Origin of the sequence: Saccharicrinis carchari (assembly GCF_900182605.1) — a bacterium.
Classification (GTDB): Bacteria; Bacteroidota; Bacteroidia; order Bacteroidales; family Marinilabiliaceae; genus Saccharicrinis; species Saccharicrinis carchari.
This window is the reverse complement of record NZ_FXTB01000003.1, coordinates 260035-275349: the sequence shown is the minus strand read 5'-3', so window position 1 is coordinate 275349 and position 15315 is coordinate 260035. Positions and strand designations below refer to the sequence as shown.

Genomic DNA, 15315 nt, shown 5'->3' with positions numbered 1-15315 from the left:
AGATCCGTTTTTATAACTATCAGATAACATGTTACTAAAAATAATACATAACAATAAGATAGGGGCATATGCTTTTATGCTCCTTCTTATGCTGTTATTTTGGCTAAAGCCTTTGCTGCTAGGATATGACCTCAATATTGCTTCATTTGACGATGCCATGCCGTTGTGGAAGCTATTCTCATTTGTGTTAACTGCACCCTGGTTGGGTTTTTTGTTTAGTTTTTTATCGGCTATAGTGGTTACTTTAAGCATCACTCGCTTCAATTCAAAATATGGTCTTCTCGGCAAACAGTCGGCTTTACCCGGTATTGTATTTGTTTTGCTTATTGGCGGCATCTCATTTACGCTGCAATTTAACCCTTTTTGGCTCATCACGGTATTTTTTGTAGTATCCTTGGATTACCTGTTTACAGCCCACAATCATCGTAAGGTGATGAGAACCTGCTTTTTGGCTGCACTTTGGGTTTCAGTTGCGAGCCTGTTCAGTTACAAAGTAGTGTTATTGTTTCCCTTGTTGCTTATATGGATTATCATAATGAGACTGCTTAATTTTAAATCATTTTTGGCCATGCTAATTGGCTTAGTGCTACCCTGGTTGTTTTTGTTGGGTACAGAATTGATTTGGGGTGGACTGCCGGATTTTTTTAGCCATATTAGCTTCTCATGGGGTAAAATAACCGAAACATACCAACACACTACCTTTAATTTGATATATCTTGTAGCCATCGCATTTATATTTATCATTTCTATTCTTTCGGTGATAAGTGCCTACGGCACAAAAAAAATATTTACGCGCAAGCAATACCTGGTTTTTATATATTCAACCTTGTACCTTTCCGGTGTTCTTCTTTTTACCGGCATTCATCTGGAGATATTCATCCTGCTGGCGGTTCCATCATCCATTGTTATCGCGCATCTAATTAATAAAATACGCTCCATTTGGTGGCAAAATATATTGGTGGCCTACCTTTTTCTATTGGCTATTGCCGGACAAATAATGATGTAATGAACCCATCCAAACCAACCCTGGCCATTTATGCTATTCAGGACAGGCTTGATTCTGATACCCCTTATTTTGTGCACGATCATGGCATCACATTAATGCACAGGGGCAAGGTGATAAAACACCTTACTTATGAACGGCATAGCCGGTCAAAGCACTGCAATAAGTTACATCGATCACTTTTTCAGGTACTAAAGGACGCGCAGTTATTGAGCGCTGACGTGGATGTGGTTTTTGTGGATAACGTGGTAGGGCGCGCCATGATTTCCGCATGCGGTAAAATACGGTTTGAAGCTCCCCTTAACAGCACCCTATTGCCGCACCCCGAAGCGGGCAGGTGCTGGTGGTTAGATAAGGAGCGTAAAGCTTATGCCTTAAACCATGAGCTGGCACATTTGGGAAGTTGCCTACCCTTTTATGGCACATTCAAAAAAAATAGTTTGCTCATACATTTTGATGGTGGTGCCAGCCACTCTAATTTTTCGGCCTGGTATTATGATGGGACTACCCTACGAAATATTGATTTTCATTGGAGGCTGAAATATCTTTCGTCGTTTTTTAATGCCAATGCTTTGGTGTTTGCCATTATAGGCGCTAATTACGAGCAACAGAACTCCGTGCCCGGTAAAATGATGGGACTGGCCTCCTATGGTTCATATTCGGTAGAAATGGAAAAATGGCTGGTGGAAAATGATTATTTTTCCGCTTGCTGGGGCAAAAAAACGGATTTCTATAAAAAAGCGAAAGAACAGTTCAATTGGAGCCACAGGCAATTTAACACGGATGATCCGTTTTTGCAAAACATAGTTGCTACGCTTCAGCATATTTTTATACGCGACCTGTTAAAGGAAATAACCAAGCTACAACACAAAACACAAGCACAATATCTGTATTATTCCGGAGGCTCGGCTCTTAACATCGTGGCCAATAAAGCCCTATTGCAATCGGGCTTATTCCGCGATGTGTTTATACCTCCCTGCCCCGATGATAGCGGATTAACGCTGGGAGCGGCGGCCTTTGTTGAATGGCAAAAACACGGCAATATAGCTATCCACCCACCATATCTTAACAATTGGGGAATTACGGACAGTACCGCGATAGATGCGTCTGAAATTGACCGTATCGCAAAGCTTATTTCGCAAAATAAAGTGATAGGGATTTGTAATGGCCCGGCCGAGATAGGGCCCAGGGCGTTGGGCAATAGAAGCATTATTGCCGCAGCCAATAACCGTGAGCTGGCACAAAAAGTAAGCATGCAACATAAAGGACGTGAGTGGTATCGTCCGGTAGCCCCCATCCTGTTACAAAAAAACGTTCAATATTATACCGGTTTATCCCCTATTCATCATCTGGCTAATTTTATGCTACTCGATTTTGATATCCTGCCTGATAAACAGAGTGAGATGGAAGGTTGCGTGCATGTGGACGGTAGTGCACGCATACAAGCTATTCGAAACAAAGAGCAAAATCCTTTTATGCACCAACTACTCACCGTGTTGGATACCAGGTACCAAATAAAAGCACTTATCAATACTTCCTTCAACAAACGTGGCGAACCTATTGTGCATACCCCTCAGGATGCCATCTGTTCTGCAAAAAACATGCAGCTTGACGCACTGGTGATAAACGGAAGATTATGTAATATTGAAATTACTACTAGCCATAAATAGCCATGAAGCGCTTCCGGGATTGCAACCATGGCTATTCCTATTTTACCCTCCGGGTATGCTTGTTGGCAATTCACTCCCCTAATTAGAGCCTCACAAAAACATCCGAGTTTTCTTAGATGCACTAATTATTAAATAGGTCTTTTTTACCAATACTACTATCTCACCAAAAGCACCCAGCCATCTTTTGTTTTGTGCTTTATTCTATTTTGCGGAAAGATAAATTTGAGTGAAATATTCGTCAACAGGCCAGCTCCGGAAGAGAGCAACAATTGTTGGGTGCTCGAAAGCTTATCGCCATTATTGCGCAAGGCGTAATAGCTTCCCAGCGTAGCACCCACGGTAAGCACAGTTTTAAGCAATTGTGAGCCTACGGATACTTTTCTAAAGCCCGTGATATCGCTGATGCGTATATGCGTCAGGTCTACTGCGTCGGCAAACAAGCGCGGCTTGCCCATCACTATCATACTGTCGTTGACCTGAATAAGGCTATTTGATTTTAGCTCCATTTGTTTCAAATAACCGCGGTATTGAACAACCATCATACCACCTTTGGGTATCTGTACCGCCTTGCGTTCTGCTTGATTAAGAAATATAAGCGCACTCTTTTGCGCGTGCACGCCTATTGAAATACAAAAGAAAGACAGGATTAATAAAACACGCATCGTTTTTTTTGTAAAAATACAAGAAAATATAAGGTATAAAAAAACCGGCACAAGGCCGGTTGTACAATATGGTAAAAAATCGATTAACTTTACAAACTAAACAATACGCCTACGGAAATTCCCAATTGTTCAAAAGCCGTATCATATTTTAGCTCGCCATAAAACATGCTGCCAAAAGTGATGCCCGCCCCCAGATTGATGCCTATTTCACCATCACTTGCAGAATATTTACCCCAAGGTCCGGCATCAGCTTCTATTTTTATGTGGCTATAGTTGAGACCACCAATTCCGTACAATCCGAAAGCTTCTTCTTCTAAGAACGAATAATGGGCATCTGCGTTTAATTGCCACTTACTAACATCTGCCCCATCAGGAGAACCCGGGAAAAATAAGGTAAATCCAGGTGCTACCGAGAACTTCTCACTAAAGGCATAATCGCCTCGGGCATTAAGGCCAAAGCCTAATTTATCGCTACCGTCATCATCCACGCCAACGGCAGTACCCAATGTTAAACCACCACCCACTTTCCAACCTTGTGCAAACGTTGTAGTTGATATTGCAAACAATACAGCTACCGTTAAAAATAATTTTTTCATTTTTAGTAATGTTAAGGTTAATAATAATATTAAAACACCTTAAGATATGAAATTATAAAAACATGGAGCAATAAATAGTATGCCGTACTCCTCATTAATTGGATGATAATCAATTTAAAGAATTAACTTATGGAGATAATAGATGCATTAATGGAAAACTGTTGGCGGACGGAAAGTGGCAAAATGCCATTAGCCATTTTGTAATACCATAAAACCGGCACAATGGCCGGTTTTTTTCAATCTATTATAAAGGCTAACTAAAATGCATAGCTGGCGGTAAATTGTAACACACCGTTTTTTCCTTCACCTTCGTCGGTATCCAAAACGTTGCTTAAACCAATGTTATATCTAAAATCCAAACCCAGACCCATTGGCAGATCGTAACCCAACCCAACATTCAGGCCGAAGTCTATACTTTTAAAGGCCTCCTTAATATCCTCCTCTGCGCTTATACCCTGTGTTTCGGCTTTGGCCTTTGCCGAGGCTAAAAAACCAACTTGCGGACCTGCATTGATGCTGAATCCATCCGCAGGGTAAAACTTCATCATTAGTGGAATGTTGATGTAGTCCAACTTCATTGTAACATCAATATCATATCCTTGCTCTGTTTCGGAACCTGTGGCGCCTTGCATTGAATAGAGTGCTTCGGGTTGAAAAGCAATGGTCTCCGTTAGGTTTATTTTGGCAAATACACCAAAAACACCGCCAGACCTGGGATCGGCTCCGTCCATATCGTCACCTGTTAAATTAGCCACGTTTAAACCCGCTTTAAGGCCAAATTGAGCTTGCGAAAATGTTGTCATTGAAACCAGGGCAAGAACCGCCACAAAAATTAACTTTTTCATTGTTTTGTTTTTAAGGATTATTGTTTTTATTGTCAAAAAACAATATAAGATAAATTAGTATTAAAAACAATGAAGGATGTCACTGATATTATGTAAGTAACGCTTCTGAAAAAAGCATTGTATTGTGCGACTATAATGATGAGAAATATGTAGTGCGAGTACACATCCCTTCCGCAGATGTAGTGTTAAATTTTATCTTGCCCGGTAAAAACAAGTAGTACGGTGCTGTATCCAATGGTCATATGGAGCAACGCCGCAATAACTTGCAAGGTACCGCAACTCCATCGGCATCGTCTTTATACGCCGTTGTTTACTGTGCTGTTACTTTTTTAAATACTTTGCCAGTGAAAACAAGACATACAAAGCAATAGTAATAGCTATGCCGCCCATGCCCATCCATATCAGGAAAAACAAACTGGCCAACAGCAAAACATACTTGTCGGCATTACCCTTTAAACCAAAGCTCTTAAACTTGAGCGAGAACATGGGTATCTCCGACATCAATAAAAAAGAGAAGACGGGCACAAAAGACAACAATATCCATTGGTTTTGTAACATATCGAATAGCCATCCGCTGCCTTGATTAAACACAAAAGCCAGGGAGGCCAAAAACATGCCGGTTGCCGTAGTGGTAAGCCCTATAAAACTATCCGATTGCCGGGTATCTACATTAAATTTGGCCAGCCGCAAACCCGAAAAAACGGTGGCTACAAATGGCGAAAGCATTAAAGCTTGCACCCCAAAGGATTGCTGAAAAATATCGGCATCGAAACTACCCAGTATCACCTGTTTTATCATCATATGCAGCATCACCATGGGCGCCAGTCCAAAGCTTACCATATCGGCCAGGGAGTCCAGCTCTTTGCCCATGGGCGAATAGGCTTTTAGCATCCGTGCGGCAAAGCCATCTCCAAAATCGAACAGCGAACTTAAAAAAAGTAATATGGCGGCTTCGGCCAACAGACCGTGAAAGGCGGCGAAAACACTCAATGTTCCGCTCAATAGGTTGAGACTCGTGATGAAGTTGGGGATATGTTGTTTCATGGGTTTTATGTTTAAAAGTTTAGGTTTAAAAGTTCAACGTTGCGGGTGAGAGTTTGTCCTTTTGGGGATTTATTCGATTTGAATTCCTTTTTCCCCTGCGAACGTTTTGATGGTTTCTTTTATGCTTTGAACTCGATTGTAATCGTCCGTTGGTATTTTCAGCATTAAGGTGCTATCGTCCGTTTTTGTTATTCTGTATTGGGCCGATTTGTATTTAATCGATTTTAATTCATCCCATTGTATAGTTTCCCCTTTTGTAAAGGGTTCCTGTTTAATGCGTATTTCCTTATCATTGATATGTATAAGGGCTTTTCCGCCAAAGAACCCAACTAAGGAAACGCCTGTACCTTCAATTAAATGCCCAATTCCAAGTGTTAAAAAAACAAGGAAATACAACATATCAAATATTTTAAGGGATTCTTTCTCGGCAAGGGCAATCCAAATCCACAAAATGGAGAAAAGAATGGCCAACATTCCGAACCCGATCCTTAGGTTGGACTTTTTCCGTGCCAACAGATTAATTGTTAATTCCATGGTGTTGTTTTTACTTATTCCGGCATAAAGATAATTTATTTTTACGGTGACGGGTGTCATTGAGCGATACCAACCAAACGATTCGGCATATCTATTTCATATTTAATGTGGTATTTAGGATAAATGTTAGAATCGCCTCCTAATACAAGCACGTTTAAAATATTCATACAACATTACGCTTAAGCCTCTATTCCTACTTCAATATCCTACTGCCTGCCAGCCTTGTTGCAAAGGTAGTAAAAGCAACCACCGTTATGGAGCTTACCGGCATTAATATGGCGGCCACAACAGGCGACAGGTTGCCGGTTATGGCGAATCCCAGGCCTATGGTATTGTAAAAAAACGAAATGATAAAACTTTGCTTTACTATGGTCATACTTTTTTTGGCAAAGTGTATGTATTGATGAAATCGCTTGAATTTAGAGGCCTCCAGTATGGCATCGCCGGCGGGTGAAAAATGATAGATATCATCGGCCAGCGAAAGCGCCACATCACTACTCATAAAGGCTCCGGAGTCGTTGAGTCCGTCGCCGGTCATAAGTACCGATTTACCCTGGCCTTGCAGGTCTGCAATAAAATTCATCTTGTCCTGTGGCTTTTGGTTAAAAAGCATTTGCTCGCTACCGAACAGCTTAATCAGGTTTTCCCGCTCTGCATCGTTGTCGCCCGATAAAAGATAAAGTGCGTACTTATCTTTGAGCTTAGCTAACACATCTTCAACCCCCTGCCTGTATTGGTTACTAATTTTAAAATAGCCCAAAATCTTATTATCAATAGAAAGATAAACCGCTGAGGCTACTGGTTTAAATGGCTTGGTTCCTTCATCGTTAAGGTACTCCAATGCGCCCAACTTAACCGGCACATTGTCCACCATGGCAAACACACCCCGACCAGGCACTTCGGTGAAACCAACGGTTTTGTATGTTTTAATATCTTTATAAAACTTAGTGATAGCGGCACTCAAAGGGTGGGTAGATTGCTGAGCCAACGAAACTGCCTTAGCTAAATCTGCCGCCTGCAAGGGTAAGCCCACAAAGGACACACTGCTTTCTTCGGGCTTGGTAAGGGTACCCGTTTTATCAAAAACAAGAGTATCTATCTTAGTCATGCGCTCAATTACATTGGTATTTTTAACGTACAAGCCCTTATGGCCAAAAATACGCATGGCACTGCCTAAGGTAAAGGGGATAGATAGCGCCAAGGCACAGGGGCAGGCCACAATAAGTACCGAAGTGAGCACAAGCAGCGCCGTTTTAAATGTGTCGAAATAAAGCCAGGTACCAAAAGCTGCCAGGGCAATGATGATAACGGCAAGGGTAAATTTGCCACTAATTTTATCCACCGCCGAGGTAAGTGATTTGGCATTCAGCGTATTTTTTTCGCTTTGGTTCCACAATTGGGTTAGATGACTTTGTGCTACCTCTTTAACTACCTTTACCGTTATCGCCCCACCTGTTTGCACCCCGCCAGCATACAAAAAGTCGTCCTTGCTTTTTCGCACCGGAGCCGATTCGCCGGTAACAAAACTGTAATCCACCAGGGCAGTACCGTCCACCAGGCTTGAGTCGGCAGGTATAAGTTCTTTGTTGCGTATCAACAGATAATCACCCTCTTTTACCTCTTCCAGCAATACACTTTCCTCCTGTCCGTTCAAACGGGTCACAGCTACCGGAAAATAGGATTTATAATCCCTGTCGAAAGCCAGGGCCTGATAGGTTTTGCTCTGGTACCAACGGCCCAGCAGTAAAAAAAACAAGAAGCCCGAAAGACTGTCGGAATAGCCCGGCCCGATGCCCATAAGCACCTCGTAGCTGGTCACAAAAAATAGTGCCAATATACCAATGGCGATGGGCAGATCGATATTAACAATGCCCTTAACGATGTTTTTGCCCGCCGAAAGCAAGTAATCGCTGCCACTGTAAAACACCAGGGGTATGGTGAGCACGTACATTAGATAATACAAAAAAGTACCAAAGGAGCCTTCGATGGTTTCACCGTTAAAATACTCGGGCAGGCTGTACAACATTACATTGCCAAACACAAAACCAGCCACACCAATTTTGTAGAGCAAGCCTTTATTCTGCCCTTTTTTATCTTGCCTGCCATCCAGGTTTTGCAGCGATATGTCGGGCACATAATGGATAGAGACCAACAGCTCCACCAACTGGCGCAAGGAAATAATCCGGGTATCGAAAGATACGGTATATTTTTTCTGCACAAAGTTCACCGCTGCATGTTTTACACCTTTGTTCAGTTTACTCAGGTGTTCCAACAACCAAATGCAGGATGCACAATGTATGCTGGGGATATAAAAGGTAACTTTGGCTATGCCATCTTCAAAAAACTCGTACAGCTTATCTCTCACCTCCTCCTTGTCCAGATATGCATATTTACTCAAATGCGGTGCCTCCTCGAGCCTTATTCCGGGTTGCTTCTGAAACTCATAGTACCGCTGCATATTGCTGTCGTTGAGCAATAGATAAACGGTAGCGCAACCGTTACAACAAAACTTTTGCTCGTTTTGTATTACGGGATACTTGCCGCAATCGGCTCCACAATGGACGCATTTGTTTGACATTGTTTTAGATAAGAGACCTTTAAATTAGATGTTAGAGAATAGAAGTTAGAGATTGGTTCAAGAAAATTTGCAGCTTAATCTTCACCGCGCTGGCAACATGAACTACTTATGGCTTCCTTTGTATTGCCTTTGGTCTCCCCCACAGTTTGCTCCACATGCATTTGCGGGTGTAATTTTTTTTCGGGGGGACTTAAAAAGGGGATGCCCAAACTAAGGCCACGAAGAATAAATATAATACCAATAACAACTACCAGAACCGGTATCACTTTGTTCACTTTTTCGCGGATAGCCACGTTAGCCATATTACCCACCAGCGATATGCCCAGCATCATGGGAATAGTTCCCAGGCCAAATAAAATCATAAACAGCGTACCGCTTGTTACATCACCTGTTCCTATGGCACCGGCAATGGCCAGATACACCAAACCACAGGGTAGCAAACCATTGAGCAGACCTATTAAAAACAATCCTCCGAAGGATCTTTTCACAAACAGACGCTGGATTCCTTTGCGCACCAAACCTACAATGGGCATTTTTTGGGGTTGTGCACTTTTAAATATAGACGGCAGCAATACCGACAGAATCATTAATGCACCCATGGCCACCGATACCCATTGCTGAAAACCCACCAATGAAAGGCCCTGACCTATTAATCCGAAGATAGCCCCCATAATGCCATAAGTGACCGTGCGCCCCAAATTATACATTACCCCACTGACCACTTTTGCACCGATAGCCTTACCGTGCAGCGGTAAGCTCAAGGCAATGGGGCCACACATGCCGGCACAGTGCAAGCTGCCCATAATGCCCAATACGAAACCCGTTAGAATTATTTCCATTGTTATTAAAAGTATCAAAACCTGTCCCGCCAAAGCGGAATATAAATACAAAGTATTAATGCCAAACAAGAGTTGAACCCCGTTAGGGTTCCTATTACAATTTACGCATAGCCCCGGGTGAAACCCGTGATATAATAACAAAATGAAAAGAACCCTGAAAGGGTTCCCCCTATAATTTGCTTTATCAGGGTAATTGCATTGCCATAAAAATATCATCCAATGCAGAATATTATCTTATCGTCGTCCAACAAACGTTGTTGTGCTAAACACATCTTATCGCACAACAAAATCTTTTGAAACCATATATTTACCCTCATCTTTTCCCCACGAAACAGATACATTGTACCTTCCTTTTACCAGTCTATCACCATCAATAAAAATTCCATCCTGGCCTGACGGTACAAGTAAGGTGACATCGTGTTTTTTATCCGAAGCCCTGTAAAAATAAATTTGTTTTTCAACCCCATCTGTAGCCAAAGAAGCGGCAAAAAGGACTTTTACTCCCGTATTTTCGTTTTGTATAGATATGCTATCCTTATACACCGCCGACCTCTTATCCGTCTCCATCTTCAATGAATATTCAGCTCCCTGCCGGTAATAATCCTTGGTTACCAGGTCGTTGTTCTCGCCCAGCGAAAAAACCACAAAGGAAATAATCCAGGTAAAAAATATAACGAAGAAAACTAATATGCCATGTCCCCAATTTAATTTCATGTTGTAATTCGTATTAAAATATGCGTATCCAATATTAAGATAATACAATCAATATTTTTAGTTTATTATTTTACTTTTCTCCCAATGGCGCCTTAAAGGTAGCCGTAGTTGTTTCCAACAACCTGTTATTGTAATATAAGCCCAGCTCAACCGCTGCATTTTTGGCGCTGATATCGGCTTTGCCCCGCTTTAGGATAATTACGCCGTCAAAACTACCATTTTCATTTAGATGAATAGGATGTTCGGACAAATAAAATGTACTGTTGATAGGTTTTAACACCTTTAGCTTTAACTTTTTAAATCCATCGGTTTTGTTCACAATCTTTAGCCTATAAATGTTCGATATGGTATCATTGGCCGCTTCCTGAAACATCGTACCCGGCATTCGCAATAGCGAAGCATCTATTTCGGTACGTATGGATACAGCGGCCACCAAGGCAGTAAGCAACACCAGCAAAACCCCAGCATAGGCAAAGGTACGCACGCTTTTGATACTGCTTTTACCGGTTTCGATACTGTATTTAGAGGTAAAGCGAATCAGGTTTTTCGGACGGCCAATTCTTTTCATCACGATATTGCACTCGTCGATACAGGCGGTGCAGTTAACGCACTCTAACTGGGTGCCGTTTTTTATGTCGATACCCGTGGGGCACACCGCAATGCAAGCACCACAATCGATGCAATCGCCCTTAACCTTACGCGGTTCGCCCCGTTTGTAATCGTAAGCCACCGTTATAGATTTGCTATCCAGCAAAACGCCCTGCATACGGCCATAGGGGCAAAACATGGTGCAAACGCCTTCGCGCAGGTAGGAATATATCCAAAAGTAAAAACCGCTTACCGCTGCCATGGCAGCATACACCTCCCAATATTCGCCTAGCGGACTTTGCCATATCACCCATAATTGTGCGGGACCGGTAAACCACATGATAAATACATTGGTGAAAAACAGCGTGACCAGGAAAAACAAGACATACTTTAATGCGATGCTTAATTTTGTAGGCGTTTTTTTACGTTTCCCACGTTGATAATTCCCGTGGAACATATACTCTATCCGGCGATATACCATCTCCATAAAAACCGTATGCGGACAAGCCCATCCACACCAAAACCTGCCAAACACCGAAGTAAAGAGTACGATAAAGATAACCACCGTTGCCATTAGTAAGGCCATTATCTCACTGTCCTGCGAATACACGGTGGCGCCAAACAGATGGAACTTACGGTTTATCACATCAATAAGCATAAAAGGCTTACCGCCAATTTTAATAATGGGTGCTACGATGAAAAACACCAACAGAAAAATAGCCACCACGGTTCGCCGGGTGTACCACTTGCCTTTGGGCTGCCGTGCTTTTATCCATTTACGCTTACCTTTTTCGTCAATGTTATCGGGTCGTTCGCGAAATGTTTTTTCTATGGGGGAATGCATGTGTAGAGAAAGTATTATTGATCTGACGGTTTGGTTGCCTTGCTATAAAAAAAATGATCCGAGTACAGTTCGTATGGTATGCATCCCGGGTTCTTTTGATGCCAATGTACAACTAGTAGATGATATTACAGAATCTTATTAATCCGCAATGTTGAATTAATTTAAAAACGATGTAAAATCTCAATCCCCCTATTCACATTCCTCTCCCTGCGGTTCTTTTGGATTGGCCGGCGATGAACCTACCATAGCATTTAAGATATAGTTGGCCAGGTATTTTATTTCTTCCTCCTGCATCATATTTTTGTAGGGCGTCATACCTTTTGTGGGCCTTCCGTTGGCTATTACGTCTATCACCTCTTCGAGACTGCATCCGTTTATCCAGTAGTTGTCGGTAAGGTTGGGGCCTATGGAGTTACCCTCGCCACCTGTGCCATGGCAGGCCATACAGGCATTTTTTTCGTACAGGCCTTTCCCTTTTTCAATCATCTGGGCCATGCTTAGCTCGGGCATATCGGCTTGGTTGGCCGCTTTTATCTCCGCCATTTTGGCGTCCCACTCGGCTACCGATTTGGCATACTCACTGGCCTGATCGCGCTCATTACCCGGGTAGCCAAAGTAGTGCACCAGGTAAAACAGTGAAAAACCGATAGTAACTAAAAATAACAGGGTAATCCACAAGGGAGCCGGATTGTTCCTCTCCCGGATTCCGTCGTACTCGTGCGACTCAATGTCGTCGTGCTTATCTTCAATTTCTTTATCGTGGCTCATACTTACTTATTTTTTTCATTTATCTGATTGTCCGCATCTTCGGTATCCTCATCCAAAATGGAGTTCTTGTATTTGTTTAACTCCGATTTTGGCGTACGTATGGTTTTATAAACTATGATAACAAACAGGATAATAAATATAGCTATACCAATAATGTAATACCATTGGATACCGTTTACTCCTTTTAATACTTCGCTTACATATCCCATATACCCAGATTTGAAAGATGCTCCTTTTTTACCTAATTTGTACTTTTAAGTCAACTCTCTATTCTATTAATTCTCTTTAGTAATTACCTCTATCCGTTATAGGGAAATCAGAGGTTTTTTATAGCGAATTGCAGCCTTTTACAATAGTATTTAATTATTTACTCCCGACATATCGGCAGGCAGGACATCAATACCGGTTTCGTCTTCTACTCCAGAAATATCCCTGCCCAATTTATGTAAATAGGCAATCAGGGCAATCATCTCCTTGTCAGGCTCAATCTCGATACCGGATGCTTTTAAATCCTCCACAATTTTATTAGCCTGCTTCATATAATCCTCGATGGCTTCCTCTGCATAACCTGCACGATACGGAACACCCAGCGTTTGCATCACCTTAATTTTCTTGGGTACTATATCAAGATCCACTTCATTTTCGGCCAGCCAAGGATAGGCAGGCATGATGGTTTGTGGGTTCATCTCCAGGGGCTCCATAAAGTGATTGTAATGCCACACTGCCGTTTTGTAGGTGGTTGAACCACCTATGGACATATCGCCGAGGTATCCGGCCCGCGCCAAATCGGGACCTGTGCGCCGCGATCCCCATTGGAACGGATAATCGTACACAAACTCCCCAATCTTGGAATATTCCCCGTATCGGTCGGTCTCCCATCGCAAGGGGCGTATCTGTTGCGAATGGCAATTGTAGCATCCGTTAGATATATAAAGGTCGCGACCGGTTAGTTCGAGCGGCGTATAGGGTTTTACAGCTTCAATTTTAGGTATGTTTGATTCCACGCTTAACAGTGGTATAATTTCCACTGCCCCACCGATGGCTACCGCAATAAAAACAAAAACACTAAATCGTACCCCTCTGCGTTCTAACCACCTGTGGGTTGTTTCACGGTCGGGATTTCTTTTGGCAGGATTGACCAGTGCCGGGGCTTCCGCCGGCTCGTCCGGCACCATATGTCCCATTTTCATGGTCTTCATCATATTATATAAAAACATGATAAAACCGGTAAGGAACAATACGCCACCTACAATCCTAAAGGTATAAAGTGGAAGTATTTGTATAGTTGTTTCCAGGAAGTTAGGATAAGCCAACGAACCTGTTGGGGTATACTCTTTTAGCATGAGCCATTGCGTAATAGCAGCCCAATAAAGGGGAATGGCAAACAACAGGATACCAAGTGTAGCAATCCAAAAATGGGCATTGGCCAGTTTGCTCGAGTACAGTTTTGTTTTAAACATACGCGGCACCAGCCAATAAAACATACCAAAAATAAGTCCGCCGTTCCAGCCCATGCCGGCTATATGTGTATGGGCGATGGTCCAGTCGGTAAAGTGGCTGATGGCATTTACTGTTTTCAATGACATCATGGGCCCCTCGAAGGTGGCCATACCATAGGCAATCAAAGCCACCACAATAAATTTGAGGTCGGCTCTTTCACTTACTTCGTCCCATGCGCCACGCAGGGTGAGCAATCCATTAATCATACCGCCCCACGAGGGTGCTATCAGCATAATTGAAAAAGTTACACCAAGCGCTTGTAGCCAATCGGGCAGGGCATTATACAACAAGTGGTGCGGCCCTGTCCACATATATAAAAATATGAGGGTCCAGAAATGGATAATAGACAGTTGATAGGAATAAATGGGCCTGTTGGATGCCTTAGGCAGATAATAATACATTATACCCAACCAGGGAGTTGTCAGAAAAAAGGCTACGGCATTGTGTCCGTACCACCATTGCACCAGTGCATCTTGTGCTCCGGCATAAACAGGGTAGCTTTTAAAAAGAGATACAGGTATTTCAATGGAATTGACGATATGCAATATGGCCACCGCCAAAAAAGTGGCGAGATACCACCATGCAGCGGCATATATATGCTTTACCCGCCGTTTAATGATGGTACCTATCATATTCCAACCGAAGAGTACCCACGATATGGCTATCAATATGTCGATGGGCCATTCGAGCTCGGCGTACTCTTTGGCGGTGGTAAAACCCAGCAGCAAGGTAACAGCTGCCAGGACAATGACCAGCTGCCAGCTCCAAAAATGGATTTTACTGATTAAGTCGTTAAAAAGCCTGGCCTTGAGCAAGCGTTGCAGGGAGTAATAAATACCGGCAAACATGGCATTGCCAATAAATGCAAAAATAACGGCATTGGTATGCACCGGACGAACCCTGCCAAAGGAGGTATACTCGAGTCCAAGGTTAAAAACCGGATAGGCGAGCTGTAAGGCAGCTAACAAACCAACTACCAAAGCTACTGCTCCCCACACTAAGGTTGCCACGGTAAAGTTACGTACAATTGTATTGTCGTATTTAAATTTTTGAATCTCCATTGCTCAATCTCTAATGTTTGAATCTCTATCGTTTAAATCCCTGCCGGGATTGACGATCGTATTTATTTT

General features: G+C 42.6%; 14 protein-coding genes. 2 read left to right on the top strand and 12 right to left on the bottom strand.

Annotation, left to right across the window (positions count from 1 at the left end):
* Window positions 1-28 precede the first annotated feature (28 nt).
* Complete coding sequence (locus FN809_RS07860; RefSeq protein WP_142532953.1) at window positions 29-1006, top strand: DUF6427 family protein; 978 nt, start codon at window positions 29-31, stop codon at window positions 1004-1006.
* Window positions 1006-2673, top strand: coding sequence for a carbamoyltransferase C-terminal domain-containing protein (locus tag FN809_RS07855; protein WP_142532952.1), 1668 nt, complete (start codon window positions 1006-1008; stop codon window positions 2671-2673). Before FN809_RS07860 ends, FN809_RS07855 begins: the two co-directional genes overlap by 1 nt.
* Window positions 2674-2828: 155 nt before the next feature.
* Here the strand turns inward: FN809_RS07855 and FN809_RS07850 are convergent, their stop codons facing one another.
* The 12 genes from FN809_RS07850 to ccoN form a co-directional block, all read right to left on the bottom strand.
* Window positions 2829-3335, bottom strand: coding sequence for a hypothetical protein (locus FN809_RS07850; RefSeq protein WP_142532951.1), 507 nt, complete (start codon window positions 3333-3335; stop codon window positions 2829-2831).
* An 89-nt stretch (window positions 3336-3424) separates the two neighbouring features.
* A complete protein-coding gene (locus FN809_RS07845; RefSeq protein ID WP_142532950.1) occupies window positions 3425-3931 on the bottom strand; it encodes an outer membrane beta-barrel protein in 507 nt (168 codons plus the stop codon).
* Between the two features lie 257 nt (window positions 3932-4188).
* The gene (locus FN809_RS07840) at window positions 4189-4776 is read right to left on the bottom strand and encodes a porin family protein (protein ID WP_142532949.1); all 588 of its coding nucleotides are present in this window, start codon (window positions 4774-4776) and stop codon (window positions 4189-4191) included.
* A 321-nt stretch (window positions 4777-5097) separates the two neighbouring features.
* Window positions 5098-5820 carry a CDP-alcohol phosphatidyltransferase family protein gene (locus FN809_RS07835; RefSeq protein ID WP_142532948.1) on the bottom strand — a complete coding sequence of 241 codons (723 nt, stop codon included), beginning with the start codon at window positions 5818-5820 and terminating at the stop codon, window positions 5098-5100.
* A gap of 69 nt (window positions 5821-5889) precedes the next feature.
* Window positions 5890-6354 (bottom strand): hypothetical protein, encoded by a 465-nt coding sequence (locus tag FN809_RS07830; protein ID WP_142532947.1) that lies wholly within the window; start codon window positions 6352-6354, stop codon window positions 5890-5892.
* A gap of 193 nt (window positions 6355-6547) precedes the next feature.
* Entirely contained in the window at window positions 6548-8932 is a 2385-nt protein-coding gene (locus tag FN809_RS07825; protein ID WP_142532946.1) for a heavy metal translocating P-type ATPase, read from the bottom strand.
* A 74-nt stretch (window positions 8933-9006) separates the two neighbouring features.
* Window positions 9007-9771, bottom strand: a complete 765-nt coding sequence (locus tag FN809_RS07820; RefSeq protein ID WP_142532945.1) for a sulfite exporter TauE/SafE family protein — start codon at window positions 9769-9771, stop codon at window positions 9007-9009.
* A gap of 273 nt (window positions 9772-10044) precedes the next feature.
* Complete coding sequence (locus FN809_RS07815; RefSeq protein WP_142532944.1) at window positions 10045-10485, bottom strand: FixH family protein; 441 nt, start codon at window positions 10483-10485, stop codon at window positions 10045-10047.
* A 70-nt stretch (window positions 10486-10555) separates the two neighbouring features.
* Window positions 10556-11917: a cytochrome c oxidase accessory protein CcoG gene (ccoG, locus tag FN809_RS07810; RefSeq protein ID WP_142532943.1), complete on the bottom strand. Its 1362-nt coding sequence runs from the start codon at window positions 11915-11917 to the stop codon at window positions 10556-10558.
* Window positions 11918-12106: 189 nt separating this feature from the next.
* Entirely contained in the window at window positions 12107-12685 is a 579-nt protein-coding gene (locus tag FN809_RS07805; RefSeq protein ID WP_142532942.1) for a cbb3-type cytochrome c oxidase N-terminal domain-containing protein, read from the bottom strand.
* Between the two features lie 2 nt (window positions 12686-12687).
* Complete coding sequence (locus tag FN809_RS07800; RefSeq protein ID WP_142532941.1) at window positions 12688-12894, bottom strand: hypothetical protein; 207 nt, start codon at window positions 12892-12894, stop codon at window positions 12688-12690.
* Between the two features lie 150 nt (window positions 12895-13044).
* Window positions 13045-15246, bottom strand: a complete 2202-nt coding sequence (gene ccoN, locus FN809_RS07795; RefSeq protein WP_142532940.1) for a cytochrome-c oxidase, cbb3-type subunit I — start codon at window positions 15244-15246, stop codon at window positions 13045-13047.
* Between the last annotated feature and the right edge of the window lie 69 nt (window positions 15247-15315).